20 protein-coding genes are annotated in these 20737 nt (G+C 42.4%); 4 read left to right on the top strand and 16 right to left on the bottom strand.

Annotated features, from left to right (window positions below; translation table 11 throughout):
- The first annotated feature begins 58 nt into the window (after positions 1-58).
- Positions 59-892 (top strand): MOSC domain-containing protein, encoded by an 834-nt coding sequence (locus DFP79_RS13280; RefSeq protein WP_133504421.1) that lies wholly within the window; start codon positions 59-61, stop codon positions 890-892.
- A gap of 101 nt (positions 893-993) precedes the next feature.
- Here the strand turns inward: DFP79_RS13280 and DFP79_RS13285 are convergent, their stop codons facing one another.
- Positions 994-1275: a DUF6404 family protein gene (locus DFP79_RS13285; RefSeq protein ID WP_133504422.1), complete on the bottom strand. Its 282-nt coding sequence runs from the start codon at positions 1273-1275 to the stop codon at positions 994-996.
- 363 nt (positions 1276-1638) lie between these two features.
- On the opposite strand from DFP79_RS13285, the gene DFP79_RS13290 reads away from it, so the two are divergent.
- Positions 1639-2139, top strand: a complete 501-nt coding sequence (locus tag DFP79_RS13290) for a cyclic nucleotide-binding domain-containing protein (protein ID WP_133504423.1) — start codon at positions 1639-1641, stop codon at positions 2137-2139.
- Positions 2140-2233: 94 nt separating this feature from the next.
- On the opposite strand, the gene cobO is transcribed toward DFP79_RS13290, so the two are convergent.
- The 5 genes from cobO to gorA form a co-directional block, all read right to left on the bottom strand.
- Entirely contained in the window at positions 2234-2842 is a 609-nt protein-coding gene (gene cobO, locus DFP79_RS13295; RefSeq protein WP_133504424.1) for a cob(I)yrinic acid a,c-diamide adenosyltransferase, read from the bottom strand.
- Entirely contained in the window at positions 2826-3281 is a 456-nt protein-coding gene (locus DFP79_RS13300) for an SRPBCC family protein (protein WP_133504425.1), read from the bottom strand. The genes cobO and DFP79_RS13300 overlap by 17 nt, the downstream gene beginning before the upstream one ends.
- Positions 3282-3460: 179 nt before the next feature.
- Positions 3461-7192, bottom strand: a complete 3732-nt coding sequence (gene metH, locus DFP79_RS13305; RefSeq protein ID WP_133504484.1) for a methionine synthase — start codon at positions 7190-7192, stop codon at positions 3461-3463.
- A gap of 252 nt (positions 7193-7444) precedes the next feature.
- Positions 7445-8923: an aminoacyl-histidine dipeptidase gene (locus DFP79_RS13310; RefSeq protein WP_133504426.1), complete on the bottom strand. Its 1479-nt coding sequence runs from the start codon at positions 8921-8923 to the stop codon at positions 7445-7447.
- A gap of 159 nt (positions 8924-9082) precedes the next feature.
- Positions 9083-10447, bottom strand: a complete 1365-nt coding sequence (gene gorA / locus DFP79_RS13315) for a glutathione-disulfide reductase (RefSeq protein ID WP_133504427.1) — start codon at positions 10445-10447, stop codon at positions 9083-9085.
- Between the two features lie 148 nt (positions 10448-10595).
- Between gorA and xthA the strand changes: the two genes are divergently transcribed.
- Both xthA and DFP79_RS13325 read left to right on the top strand, forming a co-directional pair.
- The gene (xthA, locus tag DFP79_RS13320) at positions 10596-11402 is read left to right on the top strand and encodes an exodeoxyribonuclease III (protein ID WP_133504428.1); all 807 of its coding nucleotides are present in this window, start codon (positions 10596-10598) and stop codon (positions 11400-11402) included.
- Between the two features lie 212 nt (positions 11403-11614).
- Positions 11615-11926, top strand: a complete 312-nt coding sequence (locus DFP79_RS13325) for an ArsR/SmtB family transcription factor (RefSeq protein WP_133504429.1) — start codon at positions 11615-11617, stop codon at positions 11924-11926.
- A gap of 38 nt (positions 11927-11964) precedes the next feature.
- On the opposite strand, the gene DFP79_RS13330 is transcribed toward DFP79_RS13325, so the two are convergent.
- The 10 genes from DFP79_RS13330 to DFP79_RS13375 form a co-directional block, all read right to left on the bottom strand.
- Positions 11965-12672, bottom strand: coding sequence for an alpha/beta fold hydrolase (locus DFP79_RS13330; protein ID WP_133504430.1), 708 nt, complete (start codon positions 12670-12672; stop codon positions 11965-11967).
- Positions 12673-12680: 8 nt separating this feature from the next.
- Complete coding sequence (locus DFP79_RS13335; RefSeq protein ID WP_133504431.1) at positions 12681-13508, bottom strand: DNA ligase; 828 nt, start codon at positions 13506-13508, stop codon at positions 12681-12683.
- A 143-nt stretch (positions 13509-13651) separates the two neighbouring features.
- The gene (gene htpG / locus DFP79_RS13340) at positions 13652-15580 is read right to left on the bottom strand and encodes a molecular chaperone HtpG (RefSeq protein ID WP_133504432.1); all 1929 of its coding nucleotides are present in this window, start codon (positions 15578-15580) and stop codon (positions 13652-13654) included.
- Between the two features lie 162 nt (positions 15581-15742).
- A complete protein-coding gene (locus tag DFP79_RS13345; protein WP_133504433.1) occupies positions 15743-16444 on the bottom strand; it encodes an O-methyltransferase in 702 nt (233 codons plus the stop codon).
- Positions 16434-17165 carry a DUF599 domain-containing protein gene (locus DFP79_RS13350; RefSeq protein WP_133504434.1) on the bottom strand — a complete coding sequence of 244 codons (732 nt, stop codon included), beginning with the start codon at positions 17163-17165 and terminating at the stop codon, positions 16434-16436. The genes DFP79_RS13345 and DFP79_RS13350 overlap by 11 nt, the downstream gene beginning before the upstream one ends.
- Positions 17166-17272: 107 nt before the next feature.
- On the bottom strand, positions 17273-17518 hold the full coding sequence (locus DFP79_RS13355; protein WP_133504435.1) for a DUF2164 domain-containing protein: 246 nt from the start codon (positions 17516-17518) through the stop codon (positions 17273-17275).
- Complete coding sequence (locus tag DFP79_RS13360) at positions 17515-17898, bottom strand: hypothetical protein (protein WP_133504436.1); 384 nt, start codon at positions 17896-17898, stop codon at positions 17515-17517. The genes DFP79_RS13355 and DFP79_RS13360 overlap by 4 nt, the downstream gene beginning before the upstream one ends.
- 9 nt (positions 17899-17907) lie before the next feature.
- Positions 17908-18246, bottom strand: coding sequence for a zinc ribbon domain-containing protein YjdM (locus DFP79_RS13365; protein WP_133504437.1), 339 nt, complete (start codon positions 18244-18246; stop codon positions 17908-17910).
- Between the two features lie 105 nt (positions 18247-18351).
- A complete protein-coding gene (gvpU, locus tag DFP79_RS13370) occupies positions 18352-18783 on the bottom strand; it encodes a gas vesicle accessory protein GvpU (protein WP_133504438.1) in 432 nt (143 codons plus the stop codon).
- Positions 18784-19045: 262 nt separating this feature from the next.
- Positions 19046-20695, bottom strand: coding sequence for a tannase/feruloyl esterase family alpha/beta hydrolase (locus DFP79_RS13375; RefSeq protein WP_133504439.1), 1650 nt, complete (start codon positions 20693-20695; stop codon positions 19046-19048).
- Between the last annotated feature and the right edge of the window lie 42 nt (positions 20696-20737).

Genomic DNA, 20737 nt, shown 5'->3' on the forward strand with positions numbered 1-20737 from the left:
TGTAGCTTTCACAATGGAGTAAGTTAGATAATACTCCTTCACATTGAAGGAGTATTACGTGATAAAACTAGAATCTCTGGCCATCTACCCTGTCAAATCAATAAAAGGTATTCCTCTTCATTCATCACGTGTGAACCTATCAGGGCTCGCATATGATCGTAGGTATTTATTGTGTGACGAAAACGGAAAGATGATCACTGCCCGAACACACCCAACATTAACATTAGTTCACCCCGTCGTTCACGATAATGGGTCCATCACCCTTACTCACCCCAAAATGGACAGTGAACTTGAGCTGAGAACAGCCTCTTTCGAAAAGACCTATATGTCTACTGAAATCTGGAAGACGCAAGTGAAAGGGCAAAAAACCACCGAACATGCCGACCAATGGTTCTCTCAACTCTTATCGTTGCAGGTTCATCTACTCTTTTTTGGAGATGAATCTAAGCGCGTTACTAGCCGACGTCCAAACTCTCCAGTCGGATTTGCAGATGGCTACCCCTTTTTACTTACGAATACCGCCTCGTTAGAGGAATTGAACCGCACAACCGAGATAACGGTCGATATGCGACGTTTTCGTCCCAATATTGTGGTCTCAGGCATAACACCATTTGAAGAAGACAGTTGGAAAATTATTAGAATCGGCGATGTCCAATTTGAAAACGTGAAACCTTGCATCCGATGCAGCTTTACAACTATTGACCCAGACACGTCAGACAAGAACTCCTTCGCCGAGCCGCTCCGGACATTAGCAAAGTTCAGAAAACTCGAAAAGAAAGGGGTAACATTTGGTGTAAACCTCATCGCTCTGAACGAAGGGATCATCAAACAAGGGGATCAAATAGAGGTAATAGAGTACAAAACGCCTGAAGTTTATACCGATAAACGCTAATTCAAATAAGCCACCTTTCAACTGGGTGGCTTATTGGTTGTATCTAATCCGTGCGATATAAAACAGCCATTTATAAAAAACAGGTTATTTGATTGGCTAAATTAAAATGAGTGTTCATTCTCATCAGGATGCTTGCGATTGCAATAGGTCATCCAACCACCAACCACTAAGCCAACCAGACCAGAAAGTAGAATCTGAAAGCTTAATTCCACAGGATTAACGGACCAATAAAACAACCACATTAGCCCCCCCCAAATGACAGCAAATTGCACGCCCAGGAAAAAGGTTGAGAAAGTAACACCTAATTTTCCGCTAAATAGAAAATCGAGCCCAAGACGAGAAAGAATCATTTGAATAGGGGAAGTAAATCTAGAAAAAAACATAATTTTGCCTGTTATCCTTGTATGAGGCTTAGGAAGCCGATCATCGTTCCGTAAAATAACCAATATTCCTTTTGATTAAAATGCAACGCTTATAAAATCCACAGCGTTTTCCACTTACATGCAAATTTAGTGGAAATCGTCTAAAAGTATGAACTTCATATTTGTATATACAATTATATTGCACAAATTTCGACAACATAGGTATGCCTTTTGCAACGAACCGAACTTTACAGAAAGTGTGCACTTAGAGCAATAATTCGTCGCAATTATTTACACAGCTCTACGATACGTCATTAAAACTAACGACATACTAGAAGGCAATCTGCCATACTAAATCAGTAGGCAGTAGATGGAGGGTGATTTATGAACACCGTCAAAGAAAATAACAAAACAGGCTATTTAGCTCGTGACTTTAAAAACGGTTCCGTCTTTGGTGCATTGTCCGAACAATCTGTAGATTTTATGATAAAAAATGGACGCGTTTTCTCTTACCATTCCGGCGAGTCTATTTTTGAGTTCGGCGAGAAAGTGAAAAGCTTTTTTATTGTTCTAGAAGGTGAAGTTGACTTCTACAAGCAACATAATGATGCAGTGTGCCACACACGCACCGTGACTTATGGAGAAGCTCTAGGGTTTGTCTCAATGATTGCTCTACATGACAGAGTAGGTTCGGCAAAAGCTAAAACAGACTGCGTGCTGCTTGAAATAAACAACGAGCTGTTCAATGCGCTACACGATCGATATGCATTCGATTTTGGCATACTCATCCTGAATTTAGCCAGAGACATGGCAAGATCAGTTAGACAAATTAGCAACGCTTTAGTGGATAAAGAAGTCGTGCTCGATACAACTCGTATAAATTAAGACGCTGAAAGCGGCTAATCGATATGGTTAACCGCATTTCTTAAAATAACGCTGTACGTAACGACGGTAATTAAAACTACCGTCGTATATACTATTAGTACTCTAGACCTTTCTGCGCTTTGACCCCACGTTTGAAAGCATGCTTAACTTCTGTTACTTCACTTACGGTATCAGCCAACTCAACCAAAGCGTCAGACGCGCCACGACCAGAGACAACAAGATGTTGGTTTTGAGGGCGATTCATTATCGCCGTTAGCACCTCATCTTCATTGAGATATTCGTAGTGCAATAAATACGTTAGTTCATCAAGCACTACTAGATCCATTGCCTCATCTTGAAGCAACACTTTGGCGTGAGCCCACGCTTCTTCTGAACTTTCCTTGTCTTGCGCTCTATTTTGCGTTTCCCAAGTAAATCCTGAAGTCATAATATGCCATTGTACGTTTGCATGCTGCTTAAAAAAACGAATTTCACCAGTGTCCCATTCACCTTTTAAAAACTGCACGACACCAACTTTCATATCATGTCCTAGTGCTCTTGCCACCATACCAAGAGAAGAGCTGGATTTCCCTTTGCCGTTGCCCGTCAGTAGAACAAATGTACCTTTATCTTCTTGTGCTTTTGCGATTCGACGATCTACATGTTCCTTGATCCGCTTCATTCTTTCAATGTGCTTTTCTGGATCCTTAATCACTTTGGACATCTTTAACTACCTCAATAGTGCTCTTAAGCGTATGCATGAAATTATCAATTTGAAGCTGCCGTTCAGTACGCACTTTTCTAAAATGTCTTAGTGCCCACCAGCCTTTTACATTCGATGAAAAAACGATTGTGGACGAAAAATCGCTTTTAGATTCAATACTCAAAGACCAAACTTCGTTCGTATGAAATAAAGGCAACAGCACCGAAAAGCTGAGAGACAAGTGCTTAGGAGGATCTGCAATAACAACCTGACCTTTTAGAATTTTTCGTCTAAAGCCATATTTAGAAACCAGTTTAACATCCGCCAAAGAAGGCCAAGATTTGAGCGTTGAGTCGATATAGAAAAGCGGCGCGTTATCGTCTTGAAAGTGATCGAGAACAGCACGCCAAAGAGGTTCAGGGGCAGCGCGAACAATAGTAGTGGATTCGTATACTTTCACTCAATATGACCTATTAACCATTAAGCTAAAAATACACAATGCTAACGTAAAATGCCTCACAATACACAGCACTTAGGCAACTCAATTAACGCGGTACCACCATCACATACGTTATTGACGGCACAAAACAGATTGGAAGCGGCTTCTATTGGTAAATAGAGGCCGCTTAAGTCCCTTCGTTATATACGATCATCTTCCGGATCGTATCCAAGATTTGGAGCCAACCAACGCTCAGCATCATCTTTACTCATGCCTTTTCGTTTGGCATAACTTTCGACTTGATCTGGGCCTATTTTCCCAACACCAAAATAATTACTGTCTCCATTTCCAAAATACCAACCGCTTACCGCCGCGGTTGGCCACATAGCGTAACTTTCCGTTAGGTCGATATCGGCATTTTCTTTGACGTTTAACAACGCCCAAAGCTTGTCTTTTTCAGTGTGATCAGGGCACGCAGGATAACCAGGTGCAGGGCGAATTCCCTGATAACGCTCTTTGATTATGGCGTCATTCGTTAGGTTTTCATCCGATGCGTAACCCCATAGCTCTTTACGCACTTTCTCATGCAAGTATTCTGCGGTGGCTTCGGCTAAACGATCTGCAACCGCTTTTATCATTATGGCGTTATAATCGTCGTGATCCGCCTCATACGCTTCGACAAGTGGATCGATACCGAAACCCGCTGCACAGGCAAAAGCGCCCATGTAGTCATTTATGCCGTTGTCTTTCGGGGCAACAAAATCCGACAAACATTGATTGTACTTACCCGGCGTTTTCAGCTCGTTTTGATTCCGTAAAAAGTTCAAGCGTACGAGCTCTTTTTCTCGATTTTCATCTTCATAAATAACAACATCATCGTGATCAACTTGAGCTGCAGGAAAAAGACCTACCACAGCCCTCGCTTGCAGGCTGCCCTCCGCAATGACTTTAGCAAGCATTGCATTTGCATCTTCAAACAATTGAGTTGCTTCTTCACCGACAACGTTGTCTGTTAAAATTCTCGGGTAGGCTCCGGCCAGCTCCCAAGTTTGGAAAAAAGGCGTCCAGTCAATGTAACTCTGAACAACGCTAAAATCGATATCGGATTCCGTAAACACCGTTACGCCCATATTATTGGGCTTTACTATTGAGCTAAAATCCACTGCCGTTTTGTTTTCTCGTGCTTTGTCTAACGACACACGCCGCCCTGCACTAACGCGATCTTTATATCGTTGACGCGTTTTCTCATAATCATCTTTGATACCATCAATAAACGTTTGGCGACGGTCCGCATCTTTTGTCAATAACGAACTTGCAACGCTTACGCTACGAGAAGCATTGGTTACATGTACAACTTGATTACGAGAGTAGTTTTTTTCTATTTTTACGGCTGTATGCGCTTTAGAAGTAGTCGCGCCACCTATCATAACGGGAATGTCGAAGCTTTGCCGCTCCATCTCTTTCGCCACATGCACCATTTCATCTAACGATGGAGTGATCAAACCAGACAGTCCTATAATGTCTGCCTTTTCTTCTCGTGCAGTACGTAAAATTTTCTCCGCAGACACCATGACGCCTAAGTCAATCACCTCAAAATTGTTACATTGAAGTACGACACCTACAATGTTTTTACCGATATCGTGGACGTCGCCTTTGACTGTCGCCATAATCACTTTACCAGCACTTGACGAAGCGGAATCCGCGTTGCGCGCCTTTTCTTCTTCTATATAAGGCATCAAATACGCGACCGCTTTTTTCATCACGCGGGCGGATTTCACCACTTGCGGTAGGAACATTTTTCCCGCTCCAAATAGATCTCCCACAATGCTCATTCCAGCCATTAAAGGACCTTCTATTACTTCAAGCGGACGATCATATTGCTGACGAGCTTCTTCCGTATCTTCTTCAATAAATTCTGTGACACCCTTAACAAGTGCATGACTTAAGCGCTCGCTAACGGAAAGTGTACGCCATTCCTGAGTTTCTGCTTCGACGGCTTCACCTGTTCCAGAAAACTCCCCGGCAATAGACAACAATCGGTCGGTTGCATCCTGCGTACGATTTAAAACCGCATCTTCCACCACCTCTCGTAAACGCTTTGGTATGTCTTCATATACAGCAAGCTGACCTGCGTTCACGATGCCCATTGTCATACCCTGCTTAATCGCATGATATAAAAAGACGGCATGGATTGCTTCACGGACTGGATTATTTCCGCGAAATGAAAAAGATACGTTCGACACCCCTCCGGAAATTTTAGCGTAAGGTAACTCACGCTTGATATCACCCGTTGCTTCGATGAAATCCAACGCGTAGCGGTTGTGTTCCTCTATGCCGGTAGCAATAGCAAAAATATTAGGGTCAAATATGATGTCCTCTGGCGCAAAACCAACTTTATTGACCAATACATCGTAAGAACGACGACAAATATCAATTTTGCGATCACGAGTGTCCGCTTGACCGACTTCATCAAATGCCATCACGATGACAGCTGCGCCGTATTTCATAAGCTGACGCGCTTGCTGAACAAATTTTTCTTCGCCTTCTTTTAGGCTGATCGAGTTAACGACACCTTTACCCTGAACCCATTTTAACCCAGCTTCCAAAATGTCCCATTTAGAGGAATCTAGCATAATAGGCACACGGGATATGTCTGGTTCAGAGGCGATCAACTTTAAAAAGCGCTCCATCGCGGCTTTCGAATCCAACATCCCTTCATCCATATTGATGTCGATAATTTGAGCGCCATTTTCTACTTGTTGCCTTGCAACTTCCAATGCCGCGTCATAATCGCCTTCTTTAATTAAACGTTTAAAACGAGCCGATCCAGTTACATTGGTTCGTTCGCCCACGTTTACAAACAAGTTGTCATCACCAATGTTAAACGGCTCTAACCCAGACAGGCGACATGCTTTTTCAATACTAGGAACAAGGCGAGGCGTTGCATTTTTAAAAGAGTCCGCGAACACGGAAATGTGTTCAGGTGTGGTGCCGCAGCACCCTCCGATAATATTAAGTAAGCCTGACGCAACCCACTCACTGATTTCTGACAACATCTCTTCAGGCGTTTCATCGTATTCACCAAAGGCGTTAGGCAAACCAGCATTTGGGTGCGCTGAAATATAGGTATCCGCGACTCGGGACAGTTCATCAATGTACTGGCGCAGGTCTTTTGGCCCTAATGCACAGTTTAGTCCCACTGAAATTGGTTTAGCATGGGCAATCGAGTTCCAAAACGCTTCCGTAGTCTGTCCAGATAATGTTCGTCCGGAAGCATCTGTAATCGTACCTGAGATCATTATCGGATAACGAACACCCGTTTTTTCAAAGTATTCAAGCGTTGCATAGATCGCAGCTTTTGCATTTAATGTATCGAAAATTGTTTCGATTAGAATGAGATCGACACCGCCTTTAATTAATCCATCAATAGCGGTATCGTACGCCGCCACAAGCTCATCAAAATGGATGTTTCGAAAGCCTGGATCGTTTACATCCGGAGATATCGTACAAGTACGAGAAGTTGGCCCTATAGCCCCTGCGACAAAACGCGGTTTATGAGGCTCCTTTGCCGTTATTTCATCGGCAACTTGTCTTGCAAGTGATGCCGATTCAAAATTTAATTCATAACTTAACGCCTCCATGTGGTAATCAATCATGGAAATCGCATTGGCATTAAACGTATTCGTTTCAACAATGTCAGCTCCGGCCTCCAGATAGGCGCGATGAATGGCCTTAATCATTTCAGGCTGTGTCAGCGAAAGAAGATCATTATTTCCCTTAAGTTCACTCGCCCAATCAGCAAACCGTTCACCACGGAAACCGGCTTCGTCAAGCTTATGATCCTGAATCATAGTGCCCATTGCACCGTCGAGAATCAGAACGTCTTCCTTTAATCGGCTTTCGATTACTTCATAAGAACGAGATTTAACGATCACACTTTCACCTCAAATATTAAGTCGCTCCATTACTATAACTGACGCAATAAAATTCGAGGTGAAAATTTATAATAAGAAAATGAATGAACCGAATGAATGACGAATTTAAAAACAGCTAATCAGATAATCTTGTATTGAGGAGGATTCCAAGAGGGGAATTTACATATATCAGTTTCCCTCCTCCAAAAACAGCTCATTTTTAGAAGAGGAAAACAACACAACTATTTTAAAAAAACTTTTGCACGATGACTACGGGTTTACCGGAGTCAGAGACAGTAAGCTTTTTAGAAGTGTCCAAAAATCAGCAACAGAACTGATTTCCAATTTTTCTGATGGCGAGTGGGCGCCGCGTATATTTGGCCCAAATGACACCATCTCCATGCCCGGATATTTCGCACCAATAATGCCACACTCTAAACCCGCATGTATGACCTTAACGTTTGCTTCGTAACCCATCGCTGCTTTATGTACATTCAAAAACTGTTTTAACAGACGAGCTTCTGGCTCAGGTTTCCAGCCAGGGTAACCATTTTCGAACACCACTTCAGCGCCACAAAGGAGAAACGCACTTTTTGCTTTGTTTGCAACATTTTCAAACGCTGAGTCAATCATCGATCGGGTTAGCAAACATGCAGAAAACACCATTGTTTGGGTACCGTCTGCTTCTAAACTTATTACGCCTAAATTACTCGACGTTTCCGTCACACCTGCTAACTCAGAACTCATCTTCATCACGCCATGTGGAGCGCAATTTAATGATGCAAGCAGCGCTTCCTGATCCTCTAAAGCCAAGGAGCTAGCATGAGCACTTCCAGCGCTCAACTTAACGCCAAGATCAGGTTCAGTCTGCGCGAACTCGTTTTTTATATCGCGATACAGCAGTTTAAGAGAAGATTCTATTTCGTCAAAATGATGAGGCGCTGCGTTGAACGTAGCAACAGCATCTCGGGCAATCGCATTACGCAACGTACCGCCAGAAAATGAGGTTAACGATACCGAGAACTGATTGTGTAACGCATTAAGCAAACGAACTAACAGTTCGTTGGCGCTGGCTCTCCCTTTATGAATGTCTAACCCAGAGTGTCCGCCTTTTAAACCGTCAATTTTTAACGTCAACCCTATTTGATTTTCCGATGCGTCTACAGAATTGAAGCACCTTTTTACATTAACATCGACACCGCCCGCACACCCTATGTACACATCACCACGATCTTCAGAATCAAGGTTCAAAAGAATTTTGCCTTTTAATATGCCTTCTTCCAGTTGCAGCGCTCCACGCAAGCTGGATTCCTCTTCAATGGTAAACAATGCTTCAATCGGTCCGTGTTCTATATCTTGAGAGTCAAGAACAGCAAGCGCCGCAGCAACACCAATGCCATTGTCTGCACCTAAAGTTGTTTCGGTCGCGTGAACCCATCCGTCAATTACTTGGGTTTTTATAGGGTCCTTGTCAAAATCATGCATTGAGGTTGCATTTTTCTGGGCCACCATATCTAAATGCCCCTGAAGAACAACGCCCATACAGTTTTCCATACCTTTTGTAGCGCCCTTTCGTATGATCAGGTTACCAACAGGGTCAACATAGGTCTCAAGCGCCTTTGACTCAGCCCATCTAATAAGCTTTTTCCTTAAATCGGCTTCTTTGTAAGAAGGCCTAGGTGTATTACACAACGTTTGAAAATGGCGCCATACTATTCTCGGTTCCAAAGTGGCTAAGTGCTCATTCATAAAAATTCTCGCAGGCTCCTTTCAATTTGAGTTAACAATATATGGAATGGTCATTAGGAGGCAATTCAAATAAAGAAACACTCTTATTTAAAAAGTAAATAAGAAAAAGCCGTAAGGTTGACCCTTACGGCTTTTTAGATGTTCAAGTGAACTTAAATTCTAACGGTTTCGTTGTTTCAGCGCATTTGCTGAAAACGTAACAAACTCTTCCGCACTTGTAGGATGTACACCAACGGTCGAATCAAAATGCGCTTTTGTTGCTCCCGCTTTAATTGCAATCCCCAAGCCTTGAATGATCTCACCAGCATAATCGCCAACGATATGAGCACCGATTACTTTGTCGTTCTCATTATTGACAATTAACTTCATGAATGACCGACCTTCGTTTCCACTCAAGGTGTTTTTCATGGCTTTAAAGTCTGTTTGGTATACCCGAATATCCATCCCTTTGGAGTCAGCATCGTCTTCACTCAAACCAACGGTACCAATCTGAGGCTGACTAAACACTGCCGTTGGAATGTTATCGTAATCCAGCTGAACGTCGCGCCCTTCAAACCAATAATCCAGCAAAGCCATCGCTTCTTTAATTGCAACCGGAGTAAGCTGTATATTGTCGGTCACATCGCCAATTGCGTATATACTTGGCACACTGGATTGATAATTTCGGTTTACTTTGATTGCACCTTTGCCAGACGTATCGACGCCCACATCTGCCAAACCAATGCTTGCTGTATTGGGCACTCTACCCGTGGCATACAAAACAAGCCCAAAGTCTTCATCATAGCCATCTTTAAATGTTACACGCTTAATGCCGTCATCTTCGGAAATGCTCGAGACATCAGTATTCAATCGTACATCAACGCCTAACCTAATATATTCTTGTGACGCAAACGCTCGTACATCAGAATCGAACCCTCGTAAAAGCTGATCACCACGATAAGCCAATGTCACATCAACACCAAGACCTTTTAAAATGCATGCAAATTCAACCGCAATGTACCCGCCACCCACTACCAGTGCTTTAGACGGCAACTCCTCCAAATAGAACATATTGTCTGATACAACGACGTGTTCTTTACCTGGAATATCAGGAACAAAGGGTGTCGCACCAACAGCGATCAATATACGCTCGGCAGTATAAGTCTTACCGGCCACCTCTACCGTATGTGCATCAACAAGTTTTCCATGCCCATCGATAACTTCAACACCCGGAGATGCCAACAGGTTTCCGTAGATACCATTTAAACGCTCGATTTCTTTCGTTTTATTGTCTCGTAATGTCTTCCAATCAAACGACGGCTCAGGAAACGACCAACCGTATCCTTTAGCATCCTGCGCTACATGGGAAAATTCCGAACCGTATACAAATAGTTTCTTCGGAACACAACCGATGTTAACGCATGTTCCCCCCAATGCAGACGACTCAGCGACAGCGACCTTATAGCCTTTAGATGCCGCAACGCGACTCGCGCGAACACCGCCAGAACCAGCACCTATAACAAACAAATCGTACTGATAAGACATCACATAAAACTCCTCAATCAATTTTTAACGACTGTAACCATAATAGAAAGCCATTACAAATGCTCTAAAAGCGCTCCAATTATCGCATTTTTTAACAATAAGCTTTATTCTTGTCTTATTCAGGCTTAACTAACAAGGCTAAACAAATATGAAAGTTATCTCTTTTAATATCAACGGACTAAGAGCACGTCCTCATCAAATCGCAGCACTTACCGAAAAACACCAGCCTGATGTAATCGGCTTACAAGAAATAAAAGTGCATGACGATGCATTTCCAAAAGAAATTCCTGAAGAACACGGGTATCACGCATATTACTATGGGCAAAAGTCTCACTACGGCGTTGCCATCTTCAGCAAGCAACCTGCTGTAAAAGTGGAATACGGATTTCCAACAGATGAAGAAGACGCACAACGTCGCATGATCATCGCTACATTCGATACCGAAAACGGCCCAGTTAAAATCATTAATGGCTATTTCCCGCAGGGTGAAAGTCAAGATCACGAAACAAAGTTTCCTGCAAAGCGAAAGTTCTATGCTGACCTTATGTCATACCTTGAAAACCACACAAAAGATGAAAAAATTATCGTCATGGGTGATGTCAACATTTCCCCTACTGACCTCGACATCGGCATTGGCGAAAAAAACGCCAAACGATGGTTAAAAACTGGAAAGTGTAGTTTCCTCCCCGAAGAAAGAGAGTGGTTCAACAAATTGTTAAACTGGGGATTAACAGATACTTATCGCTCTCAAAACCCAGACAGTAACGAATTGTTTAGCTGGTTCGATTACCGCTCAAAAGGATTCGATGATTCACCGAAACGAGGTCTAAGAATCGATGTTATTCTTGCAAGCGACGGATTAGTTGATCAGTTAGTGGAAACTGGCATAGACTATGATATTCGTGGTTCGGAAAAACCTTCTGATCACGCTCCTATTTGGGCTAGCTTTTCCTAAAAGTAGTTGCACCTGCACTCAGTCGCCATTACTTGTATTTAAAAGCGGATTTTTGAGCGTTTTTTAGACACCCATAAATTCGCAAGACCAAAACCCTGCAAACAGGAAGGAAGAGAGAATTATCAGACCTCTTCCCCCAAGTTTATCCACAGAGTCTGTGGATGAATACTGAAAAATGTAAACACGTTTAAAATTATTGGACAGCAGTACCTATGACAGATAGCAACTTATCCATGGATGAAATGTTAGCGCGCGCTTCAGAAGCAGCGGGCTTTTTAAAAGCATTAGGAAATGAACGACGTTTAATTATCTTATGCAACCTAGTGGATCAAGAACTGTCCGTTAGCGGCCTAAATGAAAGACTCCCGTTGAGCCAATCAGCGCTTTCTCAACATTTAGCAGTACTAAGGAAAGATGGATTGGTCACAACACGACGAGATTCCCAAACCATCTATTATTCCATCGGCGATGAACGAGTACGACAACTCATGCAAACTATGTATACACTATTTTGCAAAGGATAAAACATTACTCGTTTTCTGCAATCCATGATCGTACCCGTTCAACTCGATTTATTGAGATGTGAAGCCAGCCACTTAGGTTGCTCCATGGGCAACATATGCCCACAATCAGACGTTAGATAGATATTCAAATTTTCTACCTGTGAAAGTTTACGAATTTGTCTCATTGAAATAAGACTGTCTTCCATCCCAATAAATGCTTTAATCGGTACGCGCGAAGCGCTCAACTCATCGATAAGGCACGGCCTATTCATCGTAGCACTTAACTGACTGACAAAGGCTTGTTCTCCTAATACATCCGCCATCGACATTATTTGTTGAACGAGACTTCGCTTACGTCGACTACGAGCACCTAGCATAGATTCCGCTTTCTTTACGGGCACTCCTTGGTACCCTCGCTTAGATACCCAATTAAGCGCCTGTTTTCGCTGAGCTAGCTCACTTTCAGGCAATGCCTGAGCACTATTTGACACCACGTATAGACGAGAAACCCTCTCAGGGTTATAGGCGGTGAAATAGCTTGCCAAATACCCTCCCAATGAAAATCCAACCATTTCAACAGGCTCGTCTGGCAATACGGTCGCAATTTTATCTATCATTGCGCGTAAACTAGATGCCATTGGGATATCAATGTGAATAAGCTCTGTTGAAGGGTCCAAATGTCTTTCGACATCCGACCAAAGCCGCTCATCACACATGGTACCGGGTAGACAGTAGAGTTTTCTGCGTATCAACTTTGTCTTTAACATAAATGGTCTTACTCTTGCGGTCGTACACGTAAGAAGCTTGCAAATCGAGGCAGACCCTTACTCGTAAAGCCAAAATACTTATAGGTTACTTTCTCCCCCACTTTTGGAGGATTCATCCGCTGAAGATTTGAAAATCCTGTTCCTATTTTGAAGCGTAGGCCTGACGGCATTTTCACCACAAGCGCTCCCATCATACCTTTAAACTTTCCCTTTCCAGGCTGTATAGATACAACAACCGCCTCAGCGTCGTTAAACTTTTTAAATTTTAGCAAGTTTCCGGTACGGCCAGATGCAAATAAAGCAGACTTTTTGTGCAAGATAAGGCCTTCTCCGTCCATATTAGTTATTTCTTCAAGTAATATGTAAAGCGCGTCTTGAGATTTGATATCTTGCTGTTGTACTGCCTGAATATGGTCTGAATTAAGTGACTTAGCCAAGGCGTCGTAAACACGCCACCGCATACTAAAAGGATGTATATAATCTGGTGCATCAAAAATCATATACTTTATTTGACGCCAAGATGAGTCGTCAGGAGTGTTGTCCAATACAGTCGATGCGACAAACTGATACTTATTTCGCCCTCCCCACAGCTCACCATCAAGCCATATTTTAGGCAAATCTTTGATAAACCAGCTCGGTGCGTGTATCGGATGCCCGTTTTTTGTCACTAAACGGTCGCCCGTCCAAATGGCGCGAATACCATCGTATTTTTCACTTACATAGTAGTCTGATATGGGTATATCAGTACGATACGCTTTCGCAAGCTGAACATCTTGAGCAAACAGGCATGAGGAGAGCAGCACACAAACACCGCTCAAAAAATAGGAGAGATTCATAGAGATTCCTTCTCTTTAAAATCACATATTCCGTTGTGATTTTGGCCGTGTTCCCATAACTCAGGGTAACAAACAGCACTTAAGCTTGATATAAAAATAACCCGTCAGAACCTCTCTAACGGGTTATTTAAGTCTCGCCAGTATTACTGACTTAACTGAACGATCAACTTGTTCATACGAGAAACAAAAGAAGCTGGGTCGTCTAGCTGGCCACCTTCAGACAACGTCGCTTGCTCGAACAACAACCAAGCCATATCTGAGAAACGATCCTCATCAGATTCTTTGTCCATTTTAACAACGATCGGATGGTCTGGGTTAATCTCAAGGCTAGGCTTAGATTCAGGCATTGCTTGACCAGCTTGCTCAAGTAGACGACGCATTTGAAGGCCCATGTCGTATTCCCCAACAACCAAACACGCCGGTGAATTGGTTAGACGATCAGTAGCAGTAACATCTGTCACTTGTTCTTCTAAAACGCTTTTCATTCGATCAAGCAGTGGCTTAATTTCTTCAGCTTTCTGCTCTTTCTCTTTCTTCGCTTCTTCGCTGTCGTCTTCAGCAAGATCAAGCTTACCTTTAGTAACGTCTTGGAACTTCTTACCATCAAACTCCTGTAGAGACGACATCATCCATTCGTCAATACGATCGCTTAGCAATAAGACCTCAAAACCTTTCTTACGCAAGATTTCTAAATGAGGGCTGTTCTTCGCAGTATTATGATTCTCAGCATAGATGTAGTAGATCTTATCCTGACCTTCTGACATACGTTCAACGTAGCCCGCTAAAGATTCTGTTTGCTCTGCTTTATCTGTAAGCGTTGTGCTGAATCGAAGCAACTGAGCAATCTTATCTTTATTACCAAAGTCGTCCGCAGGCCCTTCTTTTAGGACGTTACCAAACTCATCCCAAAACGTTTGATACTTATCAGTATCGTTTTTCGCCATCTTGGTAAGCATGTCGAGTACGCGCTTAGTAAGAGCAGAACGCATGGAGTCAACAGCTTTATCGTTCTGAAGAATCTCACGAGAAACGTTTAGAGACAGATCATTCGAATCCACTACACCTTTTACAAAGCGCATATAAGGAGGAAGGAATGCTTCCGCTTCATCCATGATGAATACACGCTGAACGTAAAGCTTTAATCCGCGCTGCATGTCGCGATTCCACAAATCATGTGGCGCTTTTGCAGGAAGGTATAGCAAACTTGTGTATTCAAGTTTACCTTCAACCTTGTTATGCGACCATTTTAGAGGCTCTTGGAAGTCATGTGAAACATGCTTATAGAACTCAGCGTATTCTTCATCAGAGACTTCGCTGCGAGCGCGAGTCCAAAGTGCTTTAGCAGAGTTAACCGCTTCGAATTCTGGCGCTTTGTTTTCTTCAACAGGCTTAGGATTACCCTCTTCATCCATTTCAGGATAAACCACTTTTTCCATTTCCACAGGGATAGAAATGTGATCGGAGTATTTTGTTACCAAAGAACGTAAACGGTAGTTATCCGCAAACTCTTTTTCATCCGCTTTAAGATGAAGCGTAATACGCGTGCCACGCGTTTCTTTTTCAATCGCTTCAATGGTGAAATCGCCGTCGCCATTAGATTCCCAGCGTACAGCTTCATTTGATGCAAAACCCGCTTTGCGAGTTTCAACCGTTACTTTGTCCGCTACGATGAATGCAGAATAAAAACCAACGCCAAACTGGCCGATTAACTGGCTGTCTTTTTTCTGATCACCGCTAAGCTGCTCAAGGAAACTAGCTGTACCTGATTTGGCAATCGTACCTAAGTTATTGATTGCATCATCACGGTTCATACCAATGCCGTTGTCATCAATAACGACTGTACCGGCTTCATTGTCGAATTCTAAACGAACACGTAAATTAGGATCATCTGATAATAAGTCTGCGTTTGATACAGACTCAAAGCGTAGTTTGTCTACGGCATCGGATGCGTTAGAGATGAGCTCTCGCAAAAATATTTCTTTGTTGGAGTATAAAGAGTGAATCATCAAGTGAAGCAATTGTTTTACTTCAGTTTGAAATCCTAACGTTTCTTTTTGAGTTTCTGTTGCCATCTTTCTAGCAGCTCCTATTTATAACACTTAACCAACCCAAGGAAGGTGGCATATTCAATAATGTGTATTCTTAAATAGAGGCTGCCATTCAGATTTCAAGGCTCATAACCACATTTTCTTTAAGTTGTTTGGAACTTATGCAAATTATTAGTGGCCGGTGGATTAATGTTTACGAACAATGGTCAAACCGTCACCAATAGGCAACTGTGACAACATTACATCTGAATCACTATGAATACGGTCATTCAGAGCTCTTACAGTAACGGTATCTTTATCATCAAACTCTGGATTGGCTACATTGCCCCACCATAACGTGTTATCAATAACCATACACCCACCGGACTTGAGCAGCTCTTTTCCAATTTCGTAGTATTCCATTAGGTTAGCTTTGTCCGCATCGATGAATAAAAAATCGAAGGTATTGGGTTCACTTTGACGTAACTGTCGCATTACATCTACGGCATTGGCGCAGACCGTCTTTATATCAGCCTCGATGTCTGCCTGATCGATATACCGGTTGGCAATGTCTAACCACATTTGTTTTTTATCAACTGCCAACATAGTCGCCCCAGCGGAAAGGCATCGAGCGATCGATATTGTGCTATACCCTGTAAAAACGCCTATCTCTAACACTTTTTGAGGATTCATTAACGAAGTCAGCATTCCAAGAAACTGGCCGACTTCTGGAGATAACGCCATGCGAGCCATATGATATTGAGCCGTTTCTCGGCGCAACGCGTCTAAAACATCAGGCTCTCTAACAGAATGATCGATTAAATAGTTATAAAGGTTATCATCGACTTTTACAGTGCGATTAACTGGACGGTTTTCTTCTGATACCGGTTTCGGAAAATTAGGAAGCATGGTTATTTACGACTAATCCTCTGTTTAAAGTCTTAAATGTTTTTGAACGGAACTCTCGACGATACAATACAAGCACGACCATTAGACTAGATGCCATGCAAAAGTAGGGGCCTAAAAACCAACCACAAAATGCCATAGCAAAATAATACGCTCTTAATCCATAGTTAAACTGATTGGCAGCGAGGCTGCACACACGTGCCATATGTGTCGCATACGATTGCCTTTCATTCTCGTCAACGCCACGCTCTGTTGCCAAGGGAGCACTGCCCACTAGCACAGAGCAAAAGTTGTATTGTCTTACAGACCAAGTAAAGGTGAAAAATGCGTAGACAAAAATGACAATCAACATAATGACCTTCATTTCCCACTCTTGTTGACTGTTTGGAGCAAGCAGATAGAAATCAGCGATAATTCCTACCGCTTTTTCAGAATAATTAAACGCCGTAAACAAACCGGCAATAATAAGCAAACTACTGGAGGCAAAAAATAAACTGCTCCGCTCTAAGTTGGCCATAACCGAAGCATCGGCAATGCGATTGTCGCGCCGAAGCAAACGAGACATCCACGCCAGTCTGAATTGATGTAACACGCTGACTAAACAGGATTTACGTTTAGAATTGTATTGAGCGTAAAGTGAGTATCCCCACCAGCACGTAAAGAATACAACGATAGTTGCGATATTGAGAGGATCGAGGAGACGAGAAGCCGTTTCGGTTTCCATTATAAAAAGGTACCTAAAAAAATGAATGACAGCGCGTCAATTAAACCATTTTTTAAGCCCTCAGTACTACGAGTAAACCATTAAAAAGTAAAGCAATTAGCAAATACTTAGTGAGTAGGCTTCTCCAGCTCTTGAATGAGATAACTCAATTCATCAGCCTTCTCATTGAAGAGCGAATGGGCATCAGATAATCCTTGATTGTATATATACGGCCCCAGCTCTTTGACAAAAAACTGAATCAAAAACTCAGCATCAAATCCACCAATATCCTGATCCAACTCTTCATTGAAATAACGCTTAATTTTACCAACTAGCTGATCAATGTTATCGCGTTTTAGCTCGATCTCTTTCATTTTCGTTTCACTCGTATACGGTCTCGCCCTCTTTTAGAAAGCAATTTAAACAGATAAACACCTAAACCTAAGACCAATAAAATATTGCCGATAAAGTTCCAAATACAGATCCAAATAAACGCGGCTAAAAGTGGGTACTCAACACTCCGGTAAGTCGACAGCTTTTTTCCTGCTAAGGCACATACCGCGGGCGTCACAACACCACTACCATAAAAAAGCACAAAACCTAAATAATCATTGTCGACAGGATGCGATATCAACCAGTCAAGCTGCAGGGGCAGACCATTGACCACCAGAAAAAAGAATGAGAATGCATAGTAGATGCTGGCCAGCATCAAGACAGTTCCATAATAGGCAATCAGTTTATCTTCAATTTTCATAGTCATGCCTTACGCTTTCTTCACAAACTTTGCCGTCACCATCATTTCTCCAGCACCATCTACTCTGCAATCTAGCTGATGGTCCTTTCCATCGACAACACGTTTAATTAAGGCTTTCGTACCTATTTTCAGAACTTGTGAACTTCCTTTTACTTTAAGATCTTTAACCAGTGTTACCTTATCTCCTTCTTCTAACAACGTTCCATTAGCATCCTTAATAGACACAGAAGCTTCTTCCGCTCTCTCATCAAATGGGCTCGACTCATGACCGCATTCGGGACAGATTAGCAACTCTCTGTCTTGATAAACATAATTGGACTGACACTTTGTACACGGAGGGATAGACATATAAACCTATATTTCTGAACGTTAATCAACACGCATATAGTAATGAGCCTTTTTTATCATAGCGAGTCAATTTTCCAAAAACATTACGATAAGCATACAAATTCCCTAGTTATCATCCGGTATTAACGCACCCAAGGAGAACCCAACCACTTCAGACACACGCCCTCTCCACCATACACCTCGATTTCCAGGTACTGGTGTTCCAATTGTGTGGAAAAAACGCGCATTTTTAAGGTGAACATAATTTGGTAATGTAGCTGGAGAACTGGCTTCTGAATACATTAAGCCGTTTTTAGCGAACGCCGACTTTACCTTCTCAGCAGCCTCACCGTCTAACCCAAACGAGAACTCTTCACCAAACCCCTCAAAGTATTCCTTGCCACCGACCAATGTTCCCGATACCAAGAAACCACCGACTGTTAAGGTGACATCGAAGGTCATTTTACCGCTATTAGTAATTTCAATTAAATCTTGTAAAAACCAATCTTTACTATCGACATCAACCACTTCTGTTAGCGTTGCATTATTTTCATTCATACACAGTCCGTACGTTGCTATTAATAAACCGATTTATAAAACCAATTAAAGATTAATAACATAGTACATTTTGTAGGCAGGATACAAGCGACTTGAAAACAACGGCGAAAACAAAAAATTGGCTCTTTGGCTTCAGCTTTTTAAAAACACACTGAAAGCAATGTCATTGATAAAAGAGAGTTGGGGGCAATACCACCAACTCAGCTGATTCAAAGAAGAAATCTAATCAACAAAAAAGCCCATTTTCTTATCTAAATAACGTCTATTGACACCTAAATGAACTTGCCTTTGAAGCCTCGCCTTCACTGAATATAGCCGTCAATGGGTAAGCACACAAAGGGCGAGAAAGACCTTTCATACTTTGGGGAATGTCACGATTATCATCACGTGTTATCGCTATTACCTTCTCTGGAGAGAGACCTTGCTCAACCCAAGACACCAATGGTTCAAGCATGTTAAATTGATCGGCAGAAGGCCCGCCTTGACCGTGAGGCATTCCCGGTACTCGATACAATTTCGCGAAGTCTCTCGCGTTTCCATCATTATTTTCATCTAAACGATTATACCAACGCACAGTGTCCTTAACAGAAAACACGGGATCACTGTTTCCATGATAAATCATCAATTTGCCATTCGACTTTTGAAAATCTCTCAATGTTGGACTGTCAGCGCTAGGCGGTGTCATCACTTTCATTGCAGACAACGGAAACACTTCAGTTTTGTTATATATTTTGGGAGCATCTTTATCGAAATCATACGCTAGTAGGAAATCAATCAATGACTTAGGATCACCACTCACATCAACAGGTGGCGTACTAAATATATGCGCTAAGGAAGCCGCTCCCATGACACCAATAATCGGTTTGTGATCCCATGGTTTAATATGGCTTTCAACTTTCCAAAAACGCCAGCCACCTGAACTGATCCCCGAATCGTATACCCAATCAGAATAGAGCGCTTCATTCATGCTGTTACTTGGTCCTTGATGCATCAAGAGCAACGCATTGATTTTCTCTTCTGCTAAACAACCTTGCATAGAATCCGTTGCACAACTCAATGCATGTGGATTGAACACTTTCTGACACTCATCTGAAGAAAATATCAAACCGTCTTCCACGCCATCTAAAGAATCACATTGCTTTAGTATTGCACCAGAAAACACATTCAAATCTTGGCGGGTCAGTGCTTTACTGATATCAGTATTAACAGCATGAAGAGATTGAATATCCCACGCATGCTGAACAGCCGCTTTAGGTAAGTTAAAGCCTGGATATCCGACCAACAAGCCATCAAACATATTTGGGTAACGAACAGCCGATACCATCGCTTGGCGTCCACCATTAGATTTACCGATACCATATGAATACTGAATCGATTGTTTGTAATAGCTTTCTACCAATTCTCGCGCAACAGGATTCAATTTTTCAATAAAGGAATATCCGTAATCTTGGCGCGCCTGAGGATCGTGACCAAACAATGCCCCGCCGACAAGTCCAGCGTCAGGGTTCGACTTGCCATTGTGGCCAGCATCACTGGAAACCACAGCAAATCCTTGATTAATCGGATATTGATCCGGCGTTAAACCTGCCGCTACGCCAAGAGCAGGCTTAACCGCACCGTCGTTCCCGCCATTAAATTGGAATGCAAAGCGTTTTTTCCAGTTTTCAGGCAAGCGAAGTTCAAATTTTAACGAGTAAAATTTTCCATCTATCCCTGTGCGCTTATCTAGCTCTCCCCGCACCAAACAATAGGGAACATTGACGATATCGTCTTTAGAGACATATTTTGTGGTTATATCGACGCTATTTGATATTGAGTTAGACAAAGATCGGCAATCCATCTCGGCGGCTTGTCCAAGTGATGCAGTTAGAACCAGAGCAAGACCTACATTAAGCATTAAAATGGGTTTCATGGATAATCCTGTTTTTTGTTATTTTAATTAGCTGCCACTCAA

This window comes from Marinomonas balearica (assembly GCF_004362145.1).
GTDB classification, from domain to species: domain Bacteria; phylum Pseudomonadota; class Gammaproteobacteria; order Pseudomonadales; family Marinomonadaceae; genus Marinomonas; species Marinomonas balearica.

Coding starts and splice junctions, on each gene's coding strand:
- DFP79_RS13325 (WP_133504429.1), top strand. CDS start 11,615: ATGACAGATAGCAACTTATCCATGGATGAAATGTTAGCGCGCGCTTCA.
- cobO (WP_133504424.1), bottom strand. CDS start 2,842: ATGTCCAAAGTGATTAAGGATCCAGAAAAGCACATTGAAAGAATGAAG.
- DFP79_RS13360 (WP_133504436.1), bottom strand. CDS start 17,898: ATGAAAATTGAAGATAAACTGATTGCCTATTATGGAACTGTCTTGATG.
- DFP79_RS13355 (WP_133504435.1), bottom strand. CDS start 17,518: ATGAAAGAGATCGAGCTAAAACGCGATAACATTGATCAGCTAGTTGGT.
- DFP79_RS13310 (WP_133504426.1), bottom strand. CDS start 8,923: ATGAATGAGCACTTAGCCACTTTGGAACCGAGAATAGTATGGCGCCAT.
- htpG (WP_133504432.1), bottom strand. CDS start 15,580: ATGGCAACAGAAACTCAAAAAGAAACGTTAGGATTTCAAACTGAAGTA.
- DFP79_RS13335 (WP_133504431.1), bottom strand. CDS start 13,508: ATGAATCTCTCCTATTTTTTGAGCGGTGTTTGTGTGCTGCTCTCCTCA.
- DFP79_RS13330 (WP_133504430.1), bottom strand. CDS start 12,672: ATGTTAAAGACAAAGTTGATACGCAGAAAACTCTACTGTCTACCCGGT.
- DFP79_RS13350 (WP_133504434.1), bottom strand. CDS start 17,165: ATGGAAACCGAAACGGCTTCTCGTCTCCTCGATCCTCTCAATATCGCA.
- DFP79_RS13375 (WP_133504439.1), bottom strand. CDS start 20,695: ATGAAACCCATTTTAATGCTTAATGTAGGTCTTGCTCTGGTTCTAACT.
- xthA (WP_133504428.1), top strand. CDS start 10,596: ATGAAAGTTATCTCTTTTAATATCAACGGACTAAGAGCACGTCCTCAT.
- DFP79_RS13290 (WP_133504423.1), top strand. CDS start 1,639: ATGAACACCGTCAAAGAAAATAACAAAACAGGCTATTTAGCTCGTGAC.
- DFP79_RS13345 (WP_133504433.1), bottom strand. CDS start 16,444: ATGCTTCCTAATTTTCCGAAACCGGTATCAGAAGAAAACCGTCCAGTT.
- gorA (WP_133504427.1), bottom strand. CDS start 10,447: ATGTCTTATCAGTACGATTTGTTTGTTATAGGTGCTGGTTCTGGCGGT.
- DFP79_RS13285 (WP_133504422.1), bottom strand. CDS start 1,275: ATGTTTTTTTCTAGATTTACTTCCCCTATTCAAATGATTCTTTCTCGT.
- gvpU (WP_133504438.1), bottom strand. CDS start 18,783: ATGAATGAAAATAATGCAACGCTAACAGAAGTGGTTGATGTCGATAGT.
- DFP79_RS13365 (WP_133504437.1), bottom strand. CDS start 18,246: ATGTCTATCCCTCCGTGTACAAAGTGTCAGTCCAATTATGTTTATCAA.